Here is a 20251-nt window from a genome sequence, read left to right as displayed (position 1 = left end):
ATCGGGGTTACTCCGCTGCCTGCATGCGCGTGAGATCAGCCAGAGGCATGAACTCATGCGCCTGATCGCCCTGGACGCGTTCTGCCCATGGGTCGATCTGCGAAAATTTCTGTGAGTAGCAGAACCGCTCGAACAGGGCCTTGCGCCGTTCGACATCATCCATGATCTGCTCACGCACCGTGTCGACACCAACACGGGCCGCCCATTTATGGATGCGCTCAAGATAGTAAGCCTGCTCACGGTAGAGCTGCGTCACCGCGACAATGATTTCCAGAGCTTCGTCTTCGGTGGAGGCGTGTCCCAGAACAACGGTACCCTTGATCTCCAGCCCGGCAGCGCCTGCGAAGTGAATTTCGTATCCCGAGTCCACACAGATGACGCCAACGTCCTTGCAGGTCGCTTCAGAGCAGTTACGTGGACAGCCGGATACGGCCATCTTCACTTTCGCTGGCGTCCATGAGCCCCACATGAATTTTTCTATGCGGATGCCAAAGCCTGTTGAGTCCTGCGTTCCAAAGCGGCACCAGTCCGTGCCGACGCATGTTTTGACGGTGCGCAAGGCCTTGCCATAGGCATGACCGGACACAAGACCGGCAGCATTCAAGTCTGCCCAGACTGCCGGCAGGTCTTCCTTCTGGATGCCCAGAAGGTCGATACGCTGGCCGCCGGTGACTTTCACCGTGGGCACATTGAACTTGTCTGTCACGTCCGCAATGGCGCGCAGCTCATCAGCACTTGTGATGCCGCCCCACATGCGGGGGACCACGGAGTAAGTGCCATCCTTTTGGATGTTGGCGTGCACCCGTTCGTTGATGAAGCGGGACTGGTTGTCGTCCGTATATTCACCCGGCCATGTGGCCAGCAGATAGTAATTGAGTGCCGGACGGCATTTGGCGCAGCCGCATGATGACGTCCATTCCAGTTCCTGCATCACATCAGGAATGGTCTTGAGGTTCTTCGCAACAATCAGGCGGCGCACATCACCATGTCCAAGATCCGTGCAGCCACACATGGGCGGCACACCGGCGGGGTCATAGTCATCTCCCAGTGACAGGGTCAGCAGCTGCTCCACCAGTCCGGTGCATGAGCCGCAAGAGGCGGATGCCTTGGTGTGCATGCGCACGCCTTCGACGTCTTTCAGGCCCAGTTCGCCAATTGCCTCGACAATCGTACCTTTGCAAATGCCGTTACAGCCACAGATCTCGCCATCATCCGGCAAGGCTGCAACGGCCGCCGTAGGGTCCAGGGGGGTACCCCCTGCAAAGCCCTGACCGAAGATCACTGTGTCGCGCATTTCTGAGATGTCAGTGCTGCGCTTGATCAGGTCAAAGAACCAGGCGCCATCCGCCACATCGCCGTACAGCACAGCACCAACGATGCGGTTGTCCTCCAGAACAAGCCGTCGATAGACGCCGTTCGAGGCATCCCGTAACACGATCTCTTCGCGTCCTTCCGCATCGGCAAAATCCCCGGCGGAGAAGAGGTTGATGCCGGTGACCTTGAGTTTCGTTGAGGTTACAGAGCCCGTGTAGGACGCTTCTTCGCCGGCGAGATTGGCTGCGAGGGTTTTGGCCATCTCATAAAGAGGTGCCACCAGCCCGTAGCACATGCCGCGATGCTCAACACATTCGCCAACAGCCGATACGGCTGGGTCTGAGGTGCAGAGAGTGTCATCTACGCTGATACCACGACCGACGGTCAGGCCCGCGTCTTTCGCAATGCCGCTGCTGGGTTTGATACCAACGGCCATCACCACGATGTCCGCTGGCAGAAGCCGACCATCTTCAATTTGAACGCCAGCAACCTTGCCGTCTTTTTCAGTGATTGACTGGGTGTTGGCTTCCGTCAGGACCTTGATGCCGCGGGCTTCCACCGCCTGGCGCAGCAGGTGCCCAGCTGCCGTATCGAGCTGACGCTCCATCAGGGTTGGCATGAGGTGGATGACCGTGACGTCCATGCCGCGCATCTGCAGCCCTGCCGCAGCTTCGAGGCCAAGCAGCCCACCGCCGATGACGACTGCCTTGCCGCCATGTTCAGCGGCCTCAACCATGGCGTCCACGTCATCCAGATCGCGATAGGCCAGCACGCCGGGCAGATCATGGCCGGGTACCGGAATGATGAAGGGTGATGATCCGGTTGCCAGTACGAGGCGATCATAGGAGGCCGCCGTGCCATCTTCCGCCTCGACAACTTTCGCATCACGGTCAATGCGCGCCACGCGCTTGCCCTTGTGCAAGGTAATGTCGTTGGCGGCGTACCAGTCATCATCGTGGATGATGATGTCTTCAAACGTCTTTTCAGCCGACAGGACCGGCGACAGCATGATGCGGTCGTAGTTCACGCGCGGCTCTGCGTTGAAGATGGTGATGTCATACGCGCGCGGTGAGCGCTTGAGCAGTTCCTCAAGCATTCGGCCCGGTGCCATGCCGTTGCCGACAATCACCAGCTTTTGCCGCTGGGGCATATCTACAATATCGGGTGCCATTCGGCGTTCTCCTTATGCAATTGCGGCTTGGGGTTCAGGGGGCGACATGTCCTCGTCCTCATCTTGAGGATCGGCAATGACGGGTTTCGGCTTTGGTTTTGCGCCGTGCTCATATTCTTCAAGGAACGCGAGCACCTCACCGCGATAGCGGTAGTAGTCTGGGTGTTCGAGGAGCTGGGCACGGGTGCGGGGCCGCGGCAGATCGACTTTGAGAATTTTGCCGATGGTGGCGCGCGGTCCGTTGGTCATCATGATGATGCGGTCCGCCAGCAAAATGGCTTCGTCCACATCGTGGGTGACGCAGATGGACGTCACCTGGGTGCGCTTCCATACATCCATCAGCACTTCCTGCAACTCCCAGCGCGTCAGGCTGTCGAGCATGCCGAAGGGCTCATCAAGAAGAAGAAGCTTGGGGGACAAGGCAAAGGCGCGCGCAATGCCGACACGCTGCTTCATGCCGTTGGACAAATCCGCTGCCTGCTTGTGCATGGCGTCGGCCAGGCCAACACGCTCAAGGTAATACTCGACCACGTCGCGCCGTTCGGCTGGCGAGGCGTGTGGATAAACCCGGTCCACACCCAGCGCCACGTTTTCGCGCGCTGTGAGCCATGGCATGAGCGACGGCGCCTGGAACACCACTGCACGGTCAGGACCGGCACCCGCGATCTCCTTGTTGTCGAGAATGATGCCGCCGCCGGAAATCTCATTGAGTCCGGCGACCATGGAAAGGACAGTTGACTTGCCGCAGCCCGAGTGACCGATCAGCGTAACGAATTCACCGCGATCCATGTTGAGCGTGAAGTCTTCAAGAACAGTGAGTGGCCCTTTTGGCGTTGGATAGATCTTCTTGGCTTCAAAGATCTCGACATATTTGCGTTCGACCGGCGAATCCGCTGCCTTGAGATAGGCGTCCGGCAGCTTTGGTGTGTTCTGCGTGATGGGTGTGACGTTGGGCGCGTCGCGTTCCGTATCACCGCCTTTGGCCTTGGCCGTCGCGCCGACTTCAATCAGGTAGTTGGTGACCCTGGCGCGCAGGGCAATGAAGTCCGGGTTTTCGTTGATCGCCGTGCGGTCGCGGGGGCGCGGCAGCTCGACCTTGAAGGATGGACCCAGCTTGGCCCGGGGACCGGGGTCCAGGGGAATGATGCGATCTGCAAGCAAAATCGCTTCGTCCACATCATTGGTGATGAGGATGACGGTCTTCTTGTCTTCTGCCCAGATGTCTTCAATTTCGTCCTGCAGCTTGGCGCGGGTCAGGGCATCCAGCGCGGACAGGGGTTCATCCAGCAGCAGAATGTCCGGGTCCATGGCCAGAGCGCGGGCCACCGCCACGCGTTGACGCATACCACCGGACAATTCGGACGGCATGCGGTCAGCCGCGTGGCTGAGACCCACCATGTCCACATATTTCTGGGTGCGTTCCGCGCGGGCGGTCTTGCTGTCTTTTTTGAAAACCGTATCGACCGCAAGGCCGATGTTTTCGCTGACGGTCAGCCAGGGCATGAGGGAATAGGACTGGAAAACCAGACCCCGGTCGGGACCGGGACCCTTAATCTCCTTGCCCTTGAGAGACACGGTGCCCTTGTCGGGCATGACCAGCCCGGCGATTGAAGAAATGAGCGTGGTCTTGCCGCTGCCTGAGAAACCGACAATGGCGACAAACTCACCCTCCTCCACCTCAAGATCGATACCGGACAGGACTTCGGTGAACTGATCACCTTCGCCGTAGCTTTTTGAAACGTCTTTGAGTTCAAGAAATGCCATCGAGCCTGCTCCTAGCGCTGTGCTGAATAGGTGAAGGCGGCCTGCAGGGCGTACATCAGCCGATCAAGCAGGAAGCCGATGAGACCGATGGTCAGCACGGCGACAATGATGCGTGCAAGGGAGTCAGAAGATCCGTTCTGGAACTCGTCCCAGACGAACTTTCCAAGGCCGGGATTCTGCGCCAGCATTTCAGCCGCGATCAGCACCATCCAGCCGACACCCAACGACAGACGCAGACCCGTAAAGATGAGTGGCATTGCGGACGGCAGAACCACCTTCCGGATGGTTGTTACCCGCGGCAGCTGCAACACCTTGCCGACATTGATGAGATCGCGATCAATGGACGACACACCAAGGGCTGTGTTGATGAGCGTCGGCCACAGGGAACACAGGGTGACGGTCAAGGCCGAGATGACCAGTGATTTGGGCAGCAGATCACTTGAATTCACGTAGAGCGCTGACACCACCATGGTCACGATCGGTAGCCAGGCCAGCGGCGACACAGGTTTGAATATCTGAATGAGTGGATTGAGAGCGCCGTTCACCAGCGGCGACAGTCCGCACATGATGCCCAGCGGGATGGCGAGGATCGTCGCCACAAAAAAGCCCAGGGCCACGGTGATCAGGCTGGTGAAAATCTGGTCCAGATAGGTTGGTTTGCCGGTGTAGCTGCGCCATTTGACACGGTCTTCCTGGCCTTCAGCGACAAGCGCTGCGTTACGCGCTTCCTGACGTTCCAAAAAGGCATCCGCCTTGGAACGCTCGGACACATGATCATCGTAGAGAACGCCCACCTGCTCCATAACGGCTGCGGGACCCGGAATGGCGCCGAGGGATGTCTGGACCTGCGGCGCAAGGGTTGCCCACAGGAAAACGAATGCAGCAATCCCCATGAGTGGCACGACAAGAGCGCGCCAGAGGGCCTGCATCTGTTGCTTCGGGTTATCGCCTGCGGCCATGCGCATGAGCGGCACAAGGAAACCGAGGCCTACCACATCAAAATAGGTTGCGACCTTGTTGATCTGCGTCAGACGGCGCGCGCGGCGCTCTTCCTTCGCTTCATCAATCGCTGTTTCGTCAACTGTCGTCATCGCCATGACTGGATACGCCTCAAAATCTTGTTCGGAAAAAAGTGCGCTGCCGGGCAAAGAAGGGGCTGGGGCCCGGCAGCGCGCCGTGTATGTGTGTCGGGCCTTAGCCGCCCGTCACACCATCTTCGGAAACAACGTCACCCTGCTTCAGACCGATCGGAAAATCGGCGAGATAGGCGTTGGGGGTACGTCCATCAAAGCTGACACCGTCGATGAACTCGTCAGTGGCTTCGCGATAGCCGTCTGTGTCCCAGGGGAAGTCGGCTTCATTGGCCTTGCCTTCATCAACCAGCGCACGCGCTGCTGTGAGGTAGAGGTCCGGGCGATACACACTGGCGGCAATTTCCTCGTACCATTCGTCAGGCTTAGTGTCGGTGATCTGGCCCCACCGGCGCATCTGGCTGAGATACCAGACGGCGTCTGAGTAGTAGGGATAGGTTGCGAAGTAGCGGAAGAAGACGTTGAAGTCTGGAATGTCCCGCTTGTCGCCCTTCTCATATTCGAAGGTACCCGTCATGGAGTTGGCGATGACTTCTTCATCAGCACCGACATATTCAGAGCGTGCGAGAATCTCGACGGCTTCCATGCGGTTGGCATTGTCGTTCTCGTCAAGCCACATCGCCGCACGTATCAGTGCTTTGGTGAGCGCCGTTACCGTGTTTGGGTTCTTCTCGGCGAACTCTGCCGTGATACCGAAGACTTTTTCCGGATTGTTCTTCCAGATTTCGTAGTCGGTGATGACCGGTACGCCGATGCCCTTGAACACAGCCTGCTGGTTCCATGGTTCACCTACGCAATAGCCGTGAATGGTGCCGGCTTCGAGGGTTGCAGGCATCTGCGGCGGCGGCGTTACGGACAAAAGCGCATCTGCTGAGATCTGTCCGGAGATGTCGCTTTCAGAGTAGTAGCCCGGGTGAATGCCACCGGCAGCAAGCCAGTAGCGCAGCTCGTAGTTATGGGTCGAGACCGGGAACACCATGCCCATCTTGAAGGCTTTGCCATCTGCCTTGAACTGGTCAACGACTGGCTTGAGATAATCCGCCTTGATGGGGTGCTGCGGACGACCGTCAGCCATTTTTGGAATGTTCGGCTTCATCATGTCCCACACTTCGTTGGAAACCGTGATGCCGTTGCCGTTCAGGTCCATTGAGAAGGGCGTAATGATGTGCGCCTTGGTGCCGTAGCCAATGGTGGCAGCAAGAGGCTGGCCCGCCAACATGTGGGCGCCGTCCAGCTCACCGGTGATGACCCGGTCGAGAAGCACTTTCCAGTTGGCCTGCGGTTCGAGCGTCACGAACAGGCCTTCGTCTTCGAAGTAGCCTTTTTCATAGGCCACGGCGAGAGGTGCCATATCCGTGAGTTTGATAAAGCCGAACTTCAGCTCGTCCTTCTCGGGAAAGACTGATTCAGCCTGAGACAGGCCTGTCGCAGCGATGGTTGCTGCGGCGGCGACGGCCACCACCTGGGTGGCACGTCGGATTGTTCCTGATACGGATGAAAACCCTGATGCGGGGGTCAGTTTCATCGGTGTGAACCTCCAGTCGGTCCGGCCATCTGGCCGGACGGTGAGAGCCTTGCCTGCCCCTCCCGGGTGACAGTCAGGCACAAAAAAAGCGCTGTCCGTCGGGCGTGAGACCACGCCATAAATGGCGTCTCATCCCGTCGGCAGCGCTGCCATGACCACCCGTCATTGGGCTGGTCGTTTATTGATAATGTGGCGCGTAGGTGCACCTGACCTCTAAGTAGCAATGGGCATGCCAAGGTGGAAAACCCAAGGTTTGCGCCATTTTGCGGAAGGCCAGCGACCTTTGCGCCAGCCTTCCGCCCTTTTGTTCAGCACCCGCCGCCCAGACCGCTCAAACATTGTGCAGTGCAGCGATAGGGTGGTGTTTCACAGGTCCCTAGAGCTTCCAGTCGACCTGAATGGAGAGCTTCTCGCGATCCGCCGGACCGCCCGCAGGGCCGTCATAGTTGGCGTATTTGGCGGTGAGAGAGAGCTTCTTGTTCAGCACACCTTTGAGAAGCAGATCAACTTCGCTGCCGAGGCTGCCGCCGCCGTTCTCGCTTTCAAAGTCATGATAGATGGCAGCGCCAATGATTTTTGCGAAGGGTCCGACCTTGCCACTGGTGTAGCCAACCCGGCCGTACAGGTCCTCAATGCCATTGGCTGGTGTTGCCAGGAACACGTCAGCCCAACCCTGGAACTTGTGGAGTGTGGCAAGCGGTGTGCTGAAGCCACGGGTGCTGTCACCCTCAAGCACTTCGTAGGTCACAGACGCATCAAAGCCATATGCCTTGGTGCCCAGCGACGCCATGTAGTAGTCGAGATCGTAGTTGCCCGGATTGTCGCCATACTCTGACTGGATGGCGTAGGCAGCCTTGGCCATGATCGGGATGCCTTCGGTGATGTCGTATTTGGCTGATGCACGCACACCATAGGTCTGTGTGGAAAGTGCCGGCGCCTCATCCAGGTCAAACAGGTAGCCATAGGCCCCCACGCTGATGCCGGGAATGCCGGTGTAACCCAGATTGATGATGTGGCTGTTGGCCGCGTCGAACTTACCGTTCGGGCTTTCATTGCCGAAAATACGCTGTACGGCGCTGAGATAGGCATAGGTGGCCTTGAGGTCCGGAATGGCGGTTACTTCAAGCAATGCTGCGTCATATGTCTGCTCGTTCTGACGCCAGCCTACATTCCCCACGAAGCGGGCATCGTCGAGGATGATCCGTTGGCGACCACCGACAAACTTGACGCCATCTATGCCCGTATAGGTGATCTGTGCGCGGTTGAGCTCCACATTGTCTGGATCAGCCACCACCGGGAATGCGCCGCGGCCATTGGTTGTTGAGTTGTAGTCTTCGGTGAACCCTTCAACGATTTCGGCTTCCAGCAGAACCGAAAAACCCTTGTAGGGTCTGGTCTCCAGGCCAGCGCGCACACGCGCCGTGACCGCGTCGGCATCATTGGCAAACCCATCCTGATCCACGTGTTCATAGCGCAGGCGGGCGTCGACAATTGGTTTCACGATTGATGACGATGCTGCCTCTTCAGCAGTGGCTGACGTCACGCCAGCACCACCACTCATGGCGAGGACAGAGCACGCAGCCAGAAGACTGCGTCTAAATTGTTTTCGGTTGGCGGCTTTCATTCCCAGCTCCTTAGTGGTGTCGGTGGCCTGCTTGATGCGACCTCCAGACACAAAAAAACGCTGCTCGATGGCCAGGCTCGCCGGGTTTCAGTCCGGTTAGCCAGCATCGGCAGCGTTGCCAATCGGGTCCGTCCTTGGACCCGGTTTGTTGGAATCGCAACTTTGCGATCTGACCACCAATAAGCAGAAACCGTGCCAATCCCTTTTTTGGGAGTTTTGAAGGGCTGTCCGTATACGGAGGATGCTGCAGTGTTCGCAGTTGCACAAAATTTGACGCCCGGTGACTAAAAAGCGGGCCATTGCCTCTGTGCCGAGGCGCTCCGTCAGGGCTTCTGGAATGCCGCGAGATAGTCATCCAGCTGCTCGGGATTGAACTCCCGGGCATCGAACAACTGGCAGGTCGCGCCCTTTTCATCCGCAGCACCTGCCCGGTGCTCGTCGCCCAGTGCTTCGGCAAAAACGTCTGGTTGGTAGGTAGCGGCAGCCGCGTCAACCATGCTGGCGGACAGCTCGACTTCGCCCCACCGCGCCATCTGGGCGGCAAACCATATGGCATGGGAGCGGTCCGGCAGGCTGGCGCCGCCTCGCGCAAAGCCACTTTTTGAGCAGCTCATTTCACCTGACAAGCCGGGGAGCAACCAATTGACCGATGTATCCAGATAGGCCGGCCCTGACAGGATTTCCGCCAGTTCCTGCGTATTTTGCGGATCGTCTGCCCAAAGTGCCGCCGCCTGCAAAGCGCGCACAAGACTATGGACGGATCGGGGGTTTTTGGACGCCCAGTCCTCACGCATGCCCAGCACCTTGTCCGGCCCGCCGGCCCAGATCTGGTCTCCGGTGGTTAGAACCCGGCCATGGCCATTGGCAACGGCAGCTGTGTTCCAGGGTTCGCCGACGCAGCAGCCATCTATGGCACCGCTGGCCAGTGCGTCGCCCATGAAGGGTGGTGGCACGAACTCGAACCGGACGTCCCGGCCTTCGAACAGGCCCCCTTCCGCCAACCAATAGCGCAGCAGATAGGCGTGAGCGGAATAGGTGTGGACTGCAGCAAATACCAGGGGACGGTCGGCCATGGCTGCCTGCTTGGCCTTTGCCAGGGCTTTAACAGCACTGGCGGCATCGGCTCCGTCTTCAAGGCCCGTATCGGCGAGCAGCTGCCACAGATCATTGGACACCGTGATCGCGTTTCGGCCCGTGCCCAAGGCAATGGGAGCCACAAACGGCATGGGAAGCGGCGGCAAGGCGAGTGACCCGGCAATCGCCATGGGAGCCAGCATGTGGGCCGCATCGAAATGCCCGATCACGACCCGGTCGCGGATACTGGCCCAGGATGTTTCGCGCACGAGTTCAAGATCAATGGCCTGATCGGCGGCAAACCCCTTTTCCCGGGCGACAATGAGCATGGCCGCATCCAGCAAGGGAATGAACCCTGCGGTAATGTGCAGAGTTTCGGTGCTCATAGCTTGTCCTCCGGAAACAGGTCTGCGGCGACCACCAGACTTTGCGCAACCTCGGCAATGCGGCAGTTGCGCGACATGGCCGTCCGCCGCAGCAAGGCATAGGCCTCATCTTCTGTGATGCCACGCCGCTTGATCAGCAGCAGCTTGGCCTGATCCACGACTTTGCGGTCCGCCAGTTCGGTGCGGACTTCTTCAAGCTCGGATTTCAGGCGGTTGAAGGCGTTGAAGCGGCTGATAGTGATGTCCAGGATTGACGTCACACGCTCTTTCTTCAGCCCATCGACGATATACGCCGAAACGCCCGCATCGACGGCAGCATCAATGGTGGCGCTGTCTGCCTCATCCACGAAAACCGCAATAGGTCGGCTGATGGAGCGCGAGACCTGCAGCATGCTTTCAAGCCGGTCCCGATTGGGGTTGGCCAGATCCAGAAAAATCACCTGAGGGTCGAACTCGGCAATGCGCGCCACAATGCCGTTGAGTTCGGTGACGACAGCAATCTGCTCTAGCCCCGCCTCCCGCAACCCTTCCTCAAGAATGGATGCCCGGATGGTGTTCTCGTCGTAGATCAGAATACGGAGGGTCGCGTCGCGCATAAGCTGTCAGTTGTTTGTGCAATGCAGCATTGTGACTTTTGCGGCGCAATAAAATCAAGAGACAATGACTCCCTGGATGGCCGCTATGCGGCAATCGCACTCTACTCGACGATTGGGTTCGCCAGTTCTCCCAGATAATCAGCGGTGATAGTCATGGTTTCCCCGGACTGCAGGTAGTCCCCCTGGGCCATGGCGCGGGCGATGTGGCGTTCGATCACCCAGTGGGTCAGGGGTTTGTTCCATCCGCCCATCAGCCAGTCGACCACGCCCATGACCATGGCCATGCGGTCAACCCCTTTGAACACGGTGCCGTCCGGTGTTCCGGCCAGCACGCCCGTGCGCGCAGCAACAACTCCGTTGGTGATGGGCAAACCGACCTGGCGGCCCTCATAATCCCAGGTGATATCGGCACGATCCGCAGACTGACGAAGGATTTCGTCAAAGTCCCAGATGGCGAGAGACTGTTTGGCGGACTGTACGAGATCACCTCCGCGATAGAGCTTGAGATCAACCTCCGGGGCGAAGCTACGCAGATTGCGGGGAATGACGAAAAGATTGCCGATGGGCAGGTAGCCCGGCGCACTCTTGCCAGTTGTGAAACCATCGCCAGACGTCACGTCGGAGGGATTGAGGTGCCGCATCAGTTTCGCACGATCCGTCACGTCGTTGCACAGAACGAGCCCCGCATTTTGGGGGGACGACGCAATGTCAAAATCCTCTAGTGCGACGAAGCATAGCTCGACTTCGTAATCCAGAAGCGCAACGCCCTGCGACACCGGCGCATTGAACGCTGTGGGCACAACCTCCTTTGCAAACAGGAAGGGCCCATCTTCAACTGTGGCCTCTTCGGCATGCGCCGGAAAATTGGTACCGACCGCAATATGAGATGCGGTCAGGTCCACGGGCAATGTCAGGTCTTCAACGGCGACGTCGAGCGCTGCCCCCTGAGCCGCCACGAGGGCATCATATCCCTGTGCCGCGTAGAGGGTGATCGGGTCATCAGCGTCCGCGCCAAAACTGTCAGACAGATTGACCCCTCCGACGCGGCCATTCGCGTAGGACGAGACCAGCATCAGCTGATGGGCCTCAGGCGATCCGACACGGGCGAAGGTCAGGGCCACCTCACGGGGCGCAATGGCGACCTCGGCTGCGGCTGGATGAGACAGAACCATAAGAATGCTCCAGATGAAGATCAGTGTCTTGCGCATGGACAGAACCTTAGGCATTGGCCAGGAGCCAGACGCCAGTTGAGTTGAGCAGGACGAAGATCGTCGCGCCGAACAGGTTTGTATCCACCAGATAGATCTTGCCGAAGATGTTGAACCGGAAAGGCTTGATGCCGTTCACGTCCTTCAGGGCACCGTCGAAGATCGACATGGTGGACAGGGTGATGAAGAAGCTGGTCATCCAGATATAGTTGAGGATGGCTGCAAGCCAGATATGGGTGATGTAATCCGGTGATGGCGTCCAAAGGAGAAACAGGATGACCATGGACACGCCGGCCTGGCTCAACACCTGCCACACCACATGGAACCTCGCGTGGGGCGTCCATGCAGGATTGGTGGCGTGGGTCTTGTTGAAGTCGGCAAACATCGGGCCGACGGCAATGGCAAAACCAATGAATGAAAAAATGATACGCGGCACAAGAGTCTGGTCGTAGAGAGCGTCCATGGTCTTTCTCCTAGATGAGACCGGCGTAAGAGCCGCCGTCGAGTTGAAGGTTCTGACCGGAAATGAATCCGGCCTGGGCACTGCACAGGAAGGCGCATGCGTCGCCGAATTCCTCGGGCTCGCCCATGCGTTTTGCGGCGATGGTTTCACAGATTTCCGCGCGCGCTTCGTCGCGCGTAATGCCTTTGGCGGCCATGGCAAACTGCGCCATGCGTTCCTGCCGGTCAGTATCAAACCGCTCCGGCAGCATGTTGTTGATGGTCACATTGAAGGGAGCTGCATCCACTGAGAGGCCCTTGCACAGGGCCGTCAGGCCAGAGCGGGCAGCGGTTGAGAGACCCATATAGTAATTGGGTGACTTCACCATGGCGGACGTGATGTTGATGATGCGTCCGAACCCGCGCTCCTTCATGCCGCCAATCAATCCTTTGATCATGAAGGCGGGTGCCAGCATGTTGGCGTCAAGTGCCGCCTGCCAGTCTTCAAGTTCCCACTTGGTGAACTCGCCGGGGGGCGGACCTTCATTGTTGGTCACCAGAATGTCCGCATCCGGACAAGCTGCCAAAAGGGTGTCGCGCCCTTGTGGCGTATTGAGATCGGCCGCGACCGCTTGAATGCGATCAACAGAAATCCCCAGCTCGGCAGCCATTTCCTGCCGGGCTTCTTCCAGCGTGTCGGCGTGGCGGCTATTGATGGTGACGTTTACGCCTTCACGCAGCAGGGATGTGGCGCAGGCTCTGCCAAGACCGCGAGACGACGCGCAGACGATGGCCTTGCGGTTTTCCAATCCAAGGTTCATGCGTTTTCTCCCGCGTTGAGTGATAAGGCTGACGCCAGTGCGTTTTTCAAAAGCTGCTGCGTATTGTCTTCAGCGCCGGTGAAGCGCGCGGCGATGTGCCCGTCGGGGCGAACCAGCACTGCCCCGGTTTCGGGAAGGCCGGTCATGGCCTGCCAGTCAAAGCCGTCATCACCAAAATCTGCGCCTTGCTGACACGATGACATGTCGAGGCCGGTATCCTGAAAAGCGCCATTGGCCCTGGGGCCGGACAACAAGGTGAATGTGTCAACGGCCAGCATGTCATGGGTGGAGACCCGCTTGCCGTTGCGCAAAACCCAGTGATGGGGAACGTGCTCGCCAATGTTCCAGCTTGGATGAAACTGGCTCGTTTCTATTTCTGCGGCCGGCGGCAAGGGGTCAGCGCCCTTGAGTGCTGACGAGGCGTAGCGATATCCGATTTGCAGATTAAAGCTGTCGAAGTGTGGGCGCTGTGCCTCCACGGCGTCCGGCAGGCCTTCGACCTTTGACGGGTCAGCACTTACGGCCTCGTAGTGCTCCGCAGTCTTTTCCGGGTCCAACCCAAGCAACAGAATAATGAGATCAAAGATCTTTGACGCATTGGTCAGGCTTTGTTCGGAGTTGATCCGTGCGATGGGCTGACGCTCGGCTTCATAGGTATCAAGCAGCTCCGGTGAAGCCTGACCCTTGAGGACAGAAGCGAGCTTCCAGGTCAGGTTTTGGGCATCACCTGCCCCTGTGTTGAGACCAAGTCCACCGGTCGGCGGAAAGCGATGGGCTGCATCTCCGACAAGGAATACCCGTCCCTTGCTATAGCTTTCGGCCACCTGCGCGGACATGGCCCAGGATCCGATGGTGCAAATATCTACCTGAACATCCGCGCTGCCGATGGCTTTTGTCACCAGGTCCCGGCAGCGGGCCTCGTCGTAATCTGCCGCTGTTTCAGTTGAGGGATCATAGCTGTGCATCAGCACCCAGGTTTTTCCGCGGTCATAGGCAATGAGGACGCCCTGCGTATCGGGATCAAATAGGAAGTACAGAACGCCGGGACGCGCATCGGTCAGGGAGCGCAGATCAGCCTCGAAGTGGATGGTGATGAAGTTTTCGATGACCTCTGGACCGTCCATGGCAATGCCCAGGGCCTGACGGGTGGGCGAGCCTGCCCCATCCGCGGCAATGACATAGGCGTAGGACTTTTGAACCGTGTTGCCGGTTTTCGCGTCCTCAATGGTGACACTGACGCCATCGGACGTCTGGGACAGGCTGGTGCAGGTTGCGTTACGGCTGAAGCTGATGAGGGGGTCTGCGGTCGTTGCTTGCTCAAGGATCGCTTCAAACTTTGGCTGCGGAATATTGGTCAGGGGGAACGGCGTGCTGTCCAGGGCGTCGTCATCCTGACGCTCATAGGGCAGCGAGCCGAACTCGGGACCCGTCAGTTTGCCCATGAAGCGGACCCAGCCCGCGTCATTGGCGGATGCCCCGGCGTCCCGTATGGCTTGGGCATCAATGCCAAGGCTTTGGCAGATTTCCAGCGTCCGTGCGTTGACGGCGTGCGCCTTGGGGGCCGTGCTGATGGCACTGCGACGATCAATGATCTCCGATGCAATCCCCTGCCGCGCGAGCGACAAAGCCGACAGCTGGCCCGCTGGACCAGCACCAATGATGAGAACAGGTATGTCTGACGTCATGGATCCCCAGCCTTCACAAATCCATTATTGAGATAACTCTCATTTTTGAGATAACTCTCAAATAACTGGTGAGTCAAGCTGAAATCGTGCATAGTGGGGGCAGTATTTGTATGGAGGTTTCAGTGCAGGCAGGATTTTTTGCGCAAGCGGCCGTGGCCGGCGGCAAACGGGACAGAACTCAGGCGGCCCTGCTTGACGCAGCCATTGCGGTCATCGCGCGCAAGGGAATGGAAGCAGCGAAGATCAGTGACATGACGGACGCTGCCGGACTTGCCAACGGCACGTTCTACAATCACTTCCAGACAAAAGACGACATTCTGAAGAAGGTCGCTATCAAGATCGCGTTCGAGGTCAGCCGCCGTCTGGACATGGAGATGGCGGAGATCGAAGACGGGCCGATGCGAATGGTCACGGCCACCACGCGTTTTGTTAATCTGATGCTGGACTCGCCGGATTGGGCAGCCGTCCTTCTGGACAGTAAAGCGCTCGTCGCTGAGCGACCCAAAGAGGCATTTCAGTTCCTCGCAGCGGATCTTGAGCGATGCGTGGAGCAAGGCGCGATCGATGAAGAGATCGATCAGTTCACACTCGAACAGGTTGTGGCCTTGATACGCACAGGCATTGAAAGCCAATTGAAGAACGGCCGCGATGCTGACCTGACACGCCGCCTGTGCCTCAACATCCTGCGGATGCTCGGCATGACCCGGGCAAAAGTCATACGGGTGATTGAAAAATACGAGTCCGCGTTGCCGACTAGCCTGAGCTTAGCCCCCAACACTGATTGATCTGCGCAGGTCCGCCACCGATCTCATGCACTGGCCTTACGGTCCCAGCCTTCGCGTTTGCGATAGATTGTGGAGGGACTGATCTCCAGTTTGCGCGCGGCGAGCTGTATGTTGCCGTCGCATCGCGAAATCGTGCCCTCGATGGCATCGCGTTCGATTTCCCACAGGGGCCGGGTGTCTTCCATATCGGGAAAGACCGGCGTGTTGACTGGAGAGCCACCGGCAAAAGCGGGCGGGGTTTCTATCGGCGCGCCTGCAGGTGCAACAACTGTAGACTGTCCGATGGCGGCATGAACCATGTCCGCCGTAATCTCTTTGCCGGGGCACAACACAACCAGCCGCCGAATTGTGTTTTCCAACTCGCGCACATTGCCCGGCCAGGCGTGGCTGGCAATGGCCGCACTTGCATCCGGTGCGAAGCCTTCGACGGATGAGCCTTCTTTTTCAATTGCCTTGGCGAGCAGCGCGTCTGCAAGCTCGATCAGGTCGCCATTGCGTTCACGCAACGGCGGCATATACACGGGCAGAACATGAAGGCGGTAGAACAGATCCTCACGGAACCGGCCATCGCGGACCGCCTGCTCAGGATGCTGATTGGTGGCGCAGACGAACCTGATATTCGCCACACGCGCCTTGTCTTCACCAACGCGGCGATATTCCCCAAGTTGAATGAAGCGCAGTAGCTTCGTTTGAAGCTCAATGTCCATTTCGCAGATTTCATCCAGAAACAGGGTGCCGCCATCTGCTGTGGCTGCGGCCCCTGCGCGATCTGATGTGGCGCCGGTGAACGCGCCCTTGATGTGGCCGAACAGTTCACTTTCAAGAAGGTCCCGCGCCATGGCCCCGCAATTAAGCGCCACAAATGGACCCTTGGCCCGGTTGCTCAACTTGTGCAGGGCACGTGCGGCAAGCTCCTTGCCGGTGCCACTCTCGCCCTGAATGAATACGGACGCATCACTGGCAGCTGACATTTCTAAAGTTTGATAAACCGCCTGCATTGCTTTTGAGGAGCCGATCATCTCGCCAACACCGGCTTTGGGTGCGGTTGTCACAAGACGCTCAACCGTCCGGGCCAGTCGTGCCTTATCAACCGCATTGGCTACCGTGGTGAGAAGGCGTTCAGCGCCAAACGGCTTGACGAGAAAGTCGCACGCGCCCGCACGCATGGCATCAATGGCCGACGACATGGAGCCGTTGGCTGTAATGACGACCACTGGAAGGTCGATCTCCAGCTCACTCCAACTTTGCAGGAGATCAAGGCCATTGCCGTCGGGCAATTGCAGGTCCATCAGCACACAGTCCGGCGTACTGCGGGCGCGCTTTTGCTGAGCTTCGGAAATCGTCACTGCGGTTTCCACCACATGACCACCCTTTTCCAGCTGCGCCACATAGGTGCGCACCAGACTGGGGCTGTCTTCGACAAGAAGTATCTTTGCAGGTGTGTCCATGGGAAAGCCTCCTAGTGCACGGATGCCATGCTGATGTGGGTTTCAAGTTCTTGCAGTGTCCTTGTGCTGATATCACTCAGCTTGTCGGCCATTTGAACGAAGGGACGCTCCTTCGCGATGGCCTCTTCAATTTCAGCAGCCAGATCGGCCAGGGAGTTAGCGCCAACATTGGCCGCCGCGCCCTTAAGTGAGTGTGCCTGACGCTTCAACTCAATTGGAGTTCCTGCGTTTTGTTGAAGGGCCGCAATACGCTCTTTCATCTCGTCGCCAAAAAGCTGAACGATCTCCTGCTTGGTCGCCTGATCAAGGCCATCCCAGCAGACCGCCAAATGATCCGAATCGATGAACTGCAGATCCTGCTTCGCGTGCGAAGCCTGGGCAGGGTCGCCAACCTCGCCCAAAGACGTCGATGGCAACCAGTTGAAAACCGTGGTCAGGAATGTCGCCTTATCAAGCGGCTTGATCACATAGTCGTCCATACCTGCTTCAAAGCAGCGACGACGATCTTCTTCGCCCACATGGGCTGTCATGGCGACGATGGGGACATTCGCGCAGCTGGGAAGAGCCTTGATGGTTTGCGTTGCCTCTATGCCGTCTACTTCAGGCATCGATACATCCATCAACACCAGATCATAGGCGCGTGCCTTCATGGCTTCGATGGCTTCAGCCCCATTGGACACGTGATCGACGCGGGCACCCTTTTGGCGCAGCAAGGCGAGAGCAACATAGGCATTTGTCTGACTGTCTTCTGCCAGAAGAATACGGCCCTCAAGGTTGCCGGGTTCGTGGGACGCAGATTTGTCGCTGCCCACCAGTTGCTGTTCTGAAACGCTGACCGGCAAGGTGAACCAGAACGTGCTGCCCCGCCCTGCATCGCTTTCAAATCCAATGGCCCCGCCCATCAAGGATGTGAGCCGCTTGGAGATGGCGAGACCCAGACCGGTTCCGCCAAAGCGGCGACGATAGTCAGATTCAAGCTGAACAAAGTCACCAAAGAGCCGATCGCGCATGTCATCGGGAATGCCAATGCCGGTGTCCACGATTGCAAAGCGCAAAATCGTGTCTGTCGCCCCCTCCTCAGCACTAACCAGAACACGCACTGAACCCTGCTCTGTAAACTTCACGGCGTTGGACAGCAGATTGAGCAATATCTGGCGCAGGCGGCTCGAGTCAGCGGACACAAAACGCGGGACACCGGGATCGATGTCGACCATGACCGGCAGCTTCTTCTGCTGGGATATAGGCTTGATGATATCGACCACGCGATGAACGCAGTCCCAAAGGTCAAAGCCTGCGACTTCCAGCGTGGCGTGGCCTGCCTCGATTTTTGCGAAATCCAACAGGTCATTGATCAATGACAAAAGGCCTTCGGCTGCGTTGCGCGCGTGCGCTGTGTGGGCCGCCTGGTCACCAGCGAGATTTGTATCTGCCAGAAGCCCCAAGCCGCCGATCACGCCGTTGAGCGGCGTGCGAATTTCATGGCTGATGGTTGCAAGGAAGCGGGATTTGGCTTCGCTGGCGGCCTCCGCCTGCTCTTTTGCAACGCGCAATTCTTCTGCACGGATATGTGCCTCTGATACATCGCGGGCGATGCCATGGATCATGGGCCCATCGGGACCATCAAACATGCGTGCACGAACTTCTGCGGGAACCACCATTCCGTCAGCTTTCAAGAAGCCGATATTCATCCGGCATTTGCCGTTCCTCGCAACCTCGCGCAATGCCTTGCGGGCAATTGGATGATCTTCCTTTGGGTGCAACTCGGGAAGTGACATGGACAGCAGCTCATCGCGCGAGCGGTCCAGCATCGCGACGGCGCTTTCATTCACATCTTGAATTTTCCCGTCCTTGTCGTGAATGAACACGGCGTCGGCAGAGTTATGGAACAGACCCTGGTACTTTGTTTCTGAGGCCGTCAGCGCTTCCTGCTCTGCAAGACGCTGCGTGATGTCACGCAGATAGGCAGTAAAGAAACGGTCGCCATTCACTTCAAAGGGTGTAATGGCCAACTCGACGGTGAGCTCCGACCCATCGGCGCAGACCGCCGGCACATCAATACGCTTACCAAGCACCTGGTGCTCACCGGTCTTGAGATAATGTGCGAGCCCGGTGTGGTGCGCATCCCGCATGGTGGGCGGAATGATTGTCTGGCCAAGTTGTGTGCCGATGACATCCGCCGCCTTGAAGCCAAATGTTGCTTCGGCAGCTGGATTGAATTCGCGGATCACACCCTCGGCATCAATGGTGACAACACAGTCCAGGGCTGTTTCGGTCGCGGCCTGACGGAAGGCGATATTTTCGCGCAATGCGGCTTCACGTTCGACGCGATCAGTTACGTCCTGAACGATGCCGACGCGAAGGGGCTTCTGACCAACCGTGGTTGGAACTGTGGCATCGGTCAGCCACAGATATTGAATGCCTCCATCGGCGGTTATGGCCCGGAACTCGATCTCAAAATGTTCACCGTTCTCAATGCTGCGCAGGGTACTTTCCGCGACCCGGTCACGGTCGTCAGGATGGACCCGGTCGAGGAGTTCACCGTAGCTCAACCCGCCCTGGGTCGGGTCGAGGCTTGTTGCAATGCTGAAGATGCCTGGCGACAGATCCGTCATCTGGAGGTTTTCGGTGTCGAAGACGAAGTAGCCGATCTTTGCCAGCCGCTCGACACGCGCAATTACTGCATGCGCTCTGCTCAGCGCCGCATCGCGTTCTTCGAAGGCCGGGATCATTGTATCGAGGGTAACGGTGTAGCCGTCACGCACCGGACGGGTCCGACGATAGCTGTCGGCGCGACCGCCGGCGTTGCTGCGAAGACGGAACGCCTCGTTGGTGAGCAGCTGTTTTTCGTTGGAATCAAAAACTTCTACAGCGTCAGGCAACACATCGAGTGTATCCGCCAACAGACGCACGCTGTCTGCTGCCGTCATCAGGTTGCCGCATGCAGCAGCAATGCCGGCTGCTCCGGCAAAGTCGTTGAGCCCTGCACCTGACAGGAACCCCAGCGACTGACCATCTGCTGACACTATTTCGGTCACATCTGAGACATCGCTTTGGCGCCAGTCTGCCTGCAGCTTTTCTCTGGTCTCACCGATCACATTCGGCTGGATAAGACCGTCTGGACCAATCCAGCGATTGGCGCGGGCCTCATAAACCGCGACATCCAAGATGCCCGATACTGCCCTGGTGGTGCGGACCAATCCGGCAATCCCAGCTAGCGTGGCTGTTTCGTGCCGATCTTTGAAGTTTTGCATTTTGCGTCTCCTGATTGGTCCAAGGAGAGCACTTGCCGGACCAAGCCCCACAATGAGGTCTGAGCCC

The 20251-nt window shown here is 58.3% G+C and carries 14 protein-coding genes; 1 reads left to right on the top strand and 13 read right to left on the bottom strand.

Annotated elements, in window-relative coordinates; all coding sequences use genetic code 11:
* Positions 1–7: 7 nt before the first annotated feature.
* The 11 genes from nirB to ABXH05_RS10180 all read right to left on the bottom strand — a co-directional run bounded on the left by nirB (position 8) and on the right by ABXH05_RS10180 (position 14700).
* A complete protein-coding gene (gene nirB, locus ABXH05_RS10230) occupies positions 8–2485 on the bottom strand; it encodes a nitrite reductase large subunit NirB (RefSeq protein WP_502947729.1) in 2478 nt (825 codons plus the stop codon).
* A 12-nt stretch (positions 2486–2497) separates the two neighbouring features.
* Positions 2498–4249, bottom strand: coding sequence for an ABC transporter ATP-binding protein (locus ABXH05_RS10225; RefSeq protein WP_353560911.1), 1752 nt, complete (start codon positions 4247–4249; stop codon positions 2498–2500).
* Between the two features lie 11 nt (positions 4250–4260).
* A complete protein-coding gene (locus ABXH05_RS10220; protein ID WP_502947728.1) occupies positions 4261–5346 on the bottom strand; it encodes an ABC transporter permease in 1086 nt (361 codons plus the stop codon).
* A gap of 97 nt (positions 5347–5443) precedes the next feature.
* Positions 5444–6865 carry a CmpA/NrtA family ABC transporter substrate-binding protein gene (locus ABXH05_RS10215; RefSeq protein WP_353560910.1) on the bottom strand — a complete coding sequence of 474 codons (1422 nt, stop codon included), beginning with the start codon at positions 6863–6865 and terminating at the stop codon, positions 5444–5446.
* A gap of 376 nt (positions 6866–7241) precedes the next feature.
* The gene (locus tag ABXH05_RS10210; protein ID WP_353560909.1) at positions 7242–8489 is read right to left on the bottom strand and encodes a hypothetical protein; all 1248 of its coding nucleotides are present in this window, start codon (positions 8487–8489) and stop codon (positions 7242–7244) included.
* Between the two features lie 323 nt (positions 8490–8812).
* Complete coding sequence (locus tag ABXH05_RS10205) at positions 8813–9949, bottom strand: ABC transporter substrate-binding protein (RefSeq protein ID WP_353560908.1); 1137 nt, start codon at positions 9947–9949, stop codon at positions 8813–8815.
* The gene (locus ABXH05_RS10200; protein ID WP_348137453.1) at positions 9946–10545 is read right to left on the bottom strand and encodes an ANTAR domain-containing response regulator; all 600 of its coding nucleotides are present in this window, start codon (positions 10543–10545) and stop codon (positions 9946–9948) included. Before ABXH05_RS10200 ends, ABXH05_RS10205 begins: the two co-directional genes overlap by 4 nt.
* A 101-nt stretch (positions 10546–10646) precedes the next feature.
* The gene (locus tag ABXH05_RS10195; RefSeq protein WP_353560907.1) at positions 10647–11771 is read right to left on the bottom strand and encodes a fumarylacetoacetate hydrolase family protein; all 1125 of its coding nucleotides are present in this window, start codon (positions 11769–11771) and stop codon (positions 10647–10649) included.
* Complete coding sequence (locus tag ABXH05_RS10190) at positions 11764–12216, bottom strand: DUF6640 family protein (RefSeq protein ID WP_353560906.1); 453 nt, start codon at positions 12214–12216, stop codon at positions 11764–11766. Before ABXH05_RS10190 ends, ABXH05_RS10195 begins: the two co-directional genes overlap by 8 nt.
* A gap of 10 nt (positions 12217–12226) precedes the next feature.
* Complete coding sequence (locus ABXH05_RS10185) at positions 12227–13015, bottom strand: SDR family oxidoreductase (protein ID WP_353560905.1); 789 nt, start codon at positions 13013–13015, stop codon at positions 12227–12229.
* The gene (locus ABXH05_RS10180; RefSeq protein WP_353560904.1) at positions 13012–14700 is read right to left on the bottom strand and encodes an FAD-dependent monooxygenase; all 1689 of its coding nucleotides are present in this window, start codon (positions 14698–14700) and stop codon (positions 13012–13014) included. The genes ABXH05_RS10185 and ABXH05_RS10180 overlap by 4 nt, the downstream gene beginning before the upstream one ends.
* Before the next feature lie 122 nt (positions 14701–14822).
* Here ABXH05_RS10180 and ABXH05_RS10175 point away from each other — a divergent pair, with 122 nt between their 5' ends.
* Entirely contained in the window at positions 14823–15485 is a 663-nt protein-coding gene (locus ABXH05_RS10175) for a TetR/AcrR family transcriptional regulator (protein WP_353560903.1), read from the top strand.
* A 23-nt stretch (positions 15486–15508) separates the two neighbouring features.
* On the opposite strand, the gene ABXH05_RS10170 is transcribed toward ABXH05_RS10175, so the two are convergent.
* Positions 15509–16933 (bottom strand): sigma-54-dependent transcriptional regulator, encoded by a 1425-nt coding sequence (locus ABXH05_RS10170; protein ID WP_353560902.1) that lies wholly within the window; start codon positions 16931–16933, stop codon positions 15509–15511.
* An 11-nt stretch (positions 16934–16944) separates the two neighbouring features.
* The gene (locus ABXH05_RS10165; RefSeq protein ID WP_353560901.1) at positions 16945–20184 is read right to left on the bottom strand and encodes a PAS domain S-box protein; all 3240 of its coding nucleotides are present in this window, start codon (positions 20182–20184) and stop codon (positions 16945–16947) included.
* Positions 20185–20251 lie beyond the last annotated feature (67 nt).

The organism is Pyruvatibacter sp. HU-CL02332 (genome assembly GCF_040362765.1).
Taxonomy (GTDB): domain Bacteria; phylum Pseudomonadota; class Alphaproteobacteria; order CGMCC-115125; family CGMCC-115125; genus Pyruvatibacter.
Note: the sequence above shows the minus strand (reverse complement) of the source record. Positions and strands in the feature narration are given on the sequence as shown.

What these genes read in the sequence shown, in the direction of transcription:
- nirB (WP_502947729.1), bottom strand. Translation starts at nt 2,485, where the DNA reads ATGGCACCCGATATTGTAGATATGCCCCAGCGGCAAAAGCTGGTGATT.
- ABXH05_RS10225 (WP_353560911.1), bottom strand. Translation starts at nt 4,249, where the DNA reads ATGGCATTTCTTGAACTCAAAGACGTTTCAAAAAGCTACGGCGAAGGT.
- ABXH05_RS10220 (WP_502947728.1), bottom strand. Translation starts at nt 5,346, where the DNA reads ATGGCGATGACGACAGTTGACGAAACAGCGATTGATGAAGCGAAGGAA.
- ABXH05_RS10215 (WP_353560910.1), bottom strand. Translation starts at nt 6,865, where the DNA reads ATGAAACTGACCCCCGCATCAGGGTTTTCATCCGTATCAGGAACAATC.
- ABXH05_RS10210 (WP_353560909.1), bottom strand. Translation starts at nt 8,489, where the DNA reads ATGAAAGCCGCCAACCGAAAACAATTTAGACGCAGTCTTCTGGCTGCG.
- ABXH05_RS10205 (WP_353560908.1), bottom strand. Translation starts at nt 9,949, where the DNA reads ATGAGCACCGAAACTCTGCACATTACCGCAGGGTTCATTCCCTTGCTG.
- ABXH05_RS10200 (WP_348137453.1), bottom strand. Translation starts at nt 10,545, where the DNA reads ATGCGCGACGCGACCCTCCGTATTCTGATCTACGACGAGAACACCATC.
- ABXH05_RS10195 (WP_353560907.1), bottom strand. Translation starts at nt 11,771, where the DNA reads ATGCCTAAGGTTCTGTCCATGCGCAAGACACTGATCTTCATCTGGAGC.
- ABXH05_RS10190 (WP_353560906.1), bottom strand. Translation starts at nt 12,216, where the DNA reads ATGGACGCTCTCTACGACCAGACTCTTGTGCCGCGTATCATTTTTTCA.
- ABXH05_RS10185 (WP_353560905.1), bottom strand. Translation starts at nt 13,015, where the DNA reads ATGAACCTTGGATTGGAAAACCGCAAGGCCATCGTCTGCGCGTCGTCT.
- ABXH05_RS10180 (WP_353560904.1), bottom strand. Translation starts at nt 14,700, where the DNA reads ATGACGTCAGACATACCTGTTCTCATCATTGGTGCTGGTCCAGCGGGC.
- ABXH05_RS10170 (WP_353560902.1), bottom strand. Translation starts at nt 16,933, where the DNA reads ATGGACACACCTGCAAAGATACTTCTTGTCGAAGACAGCCCCAGTCTG.
- ABXH05_RS10165 (WP_353560901.1), bottom strand. Translation starts at nt 20,184, where the DNA reads ATGCAAAACTTCAAAGATCGGCACGAAACAGCCACGCTAGCTGGGATT.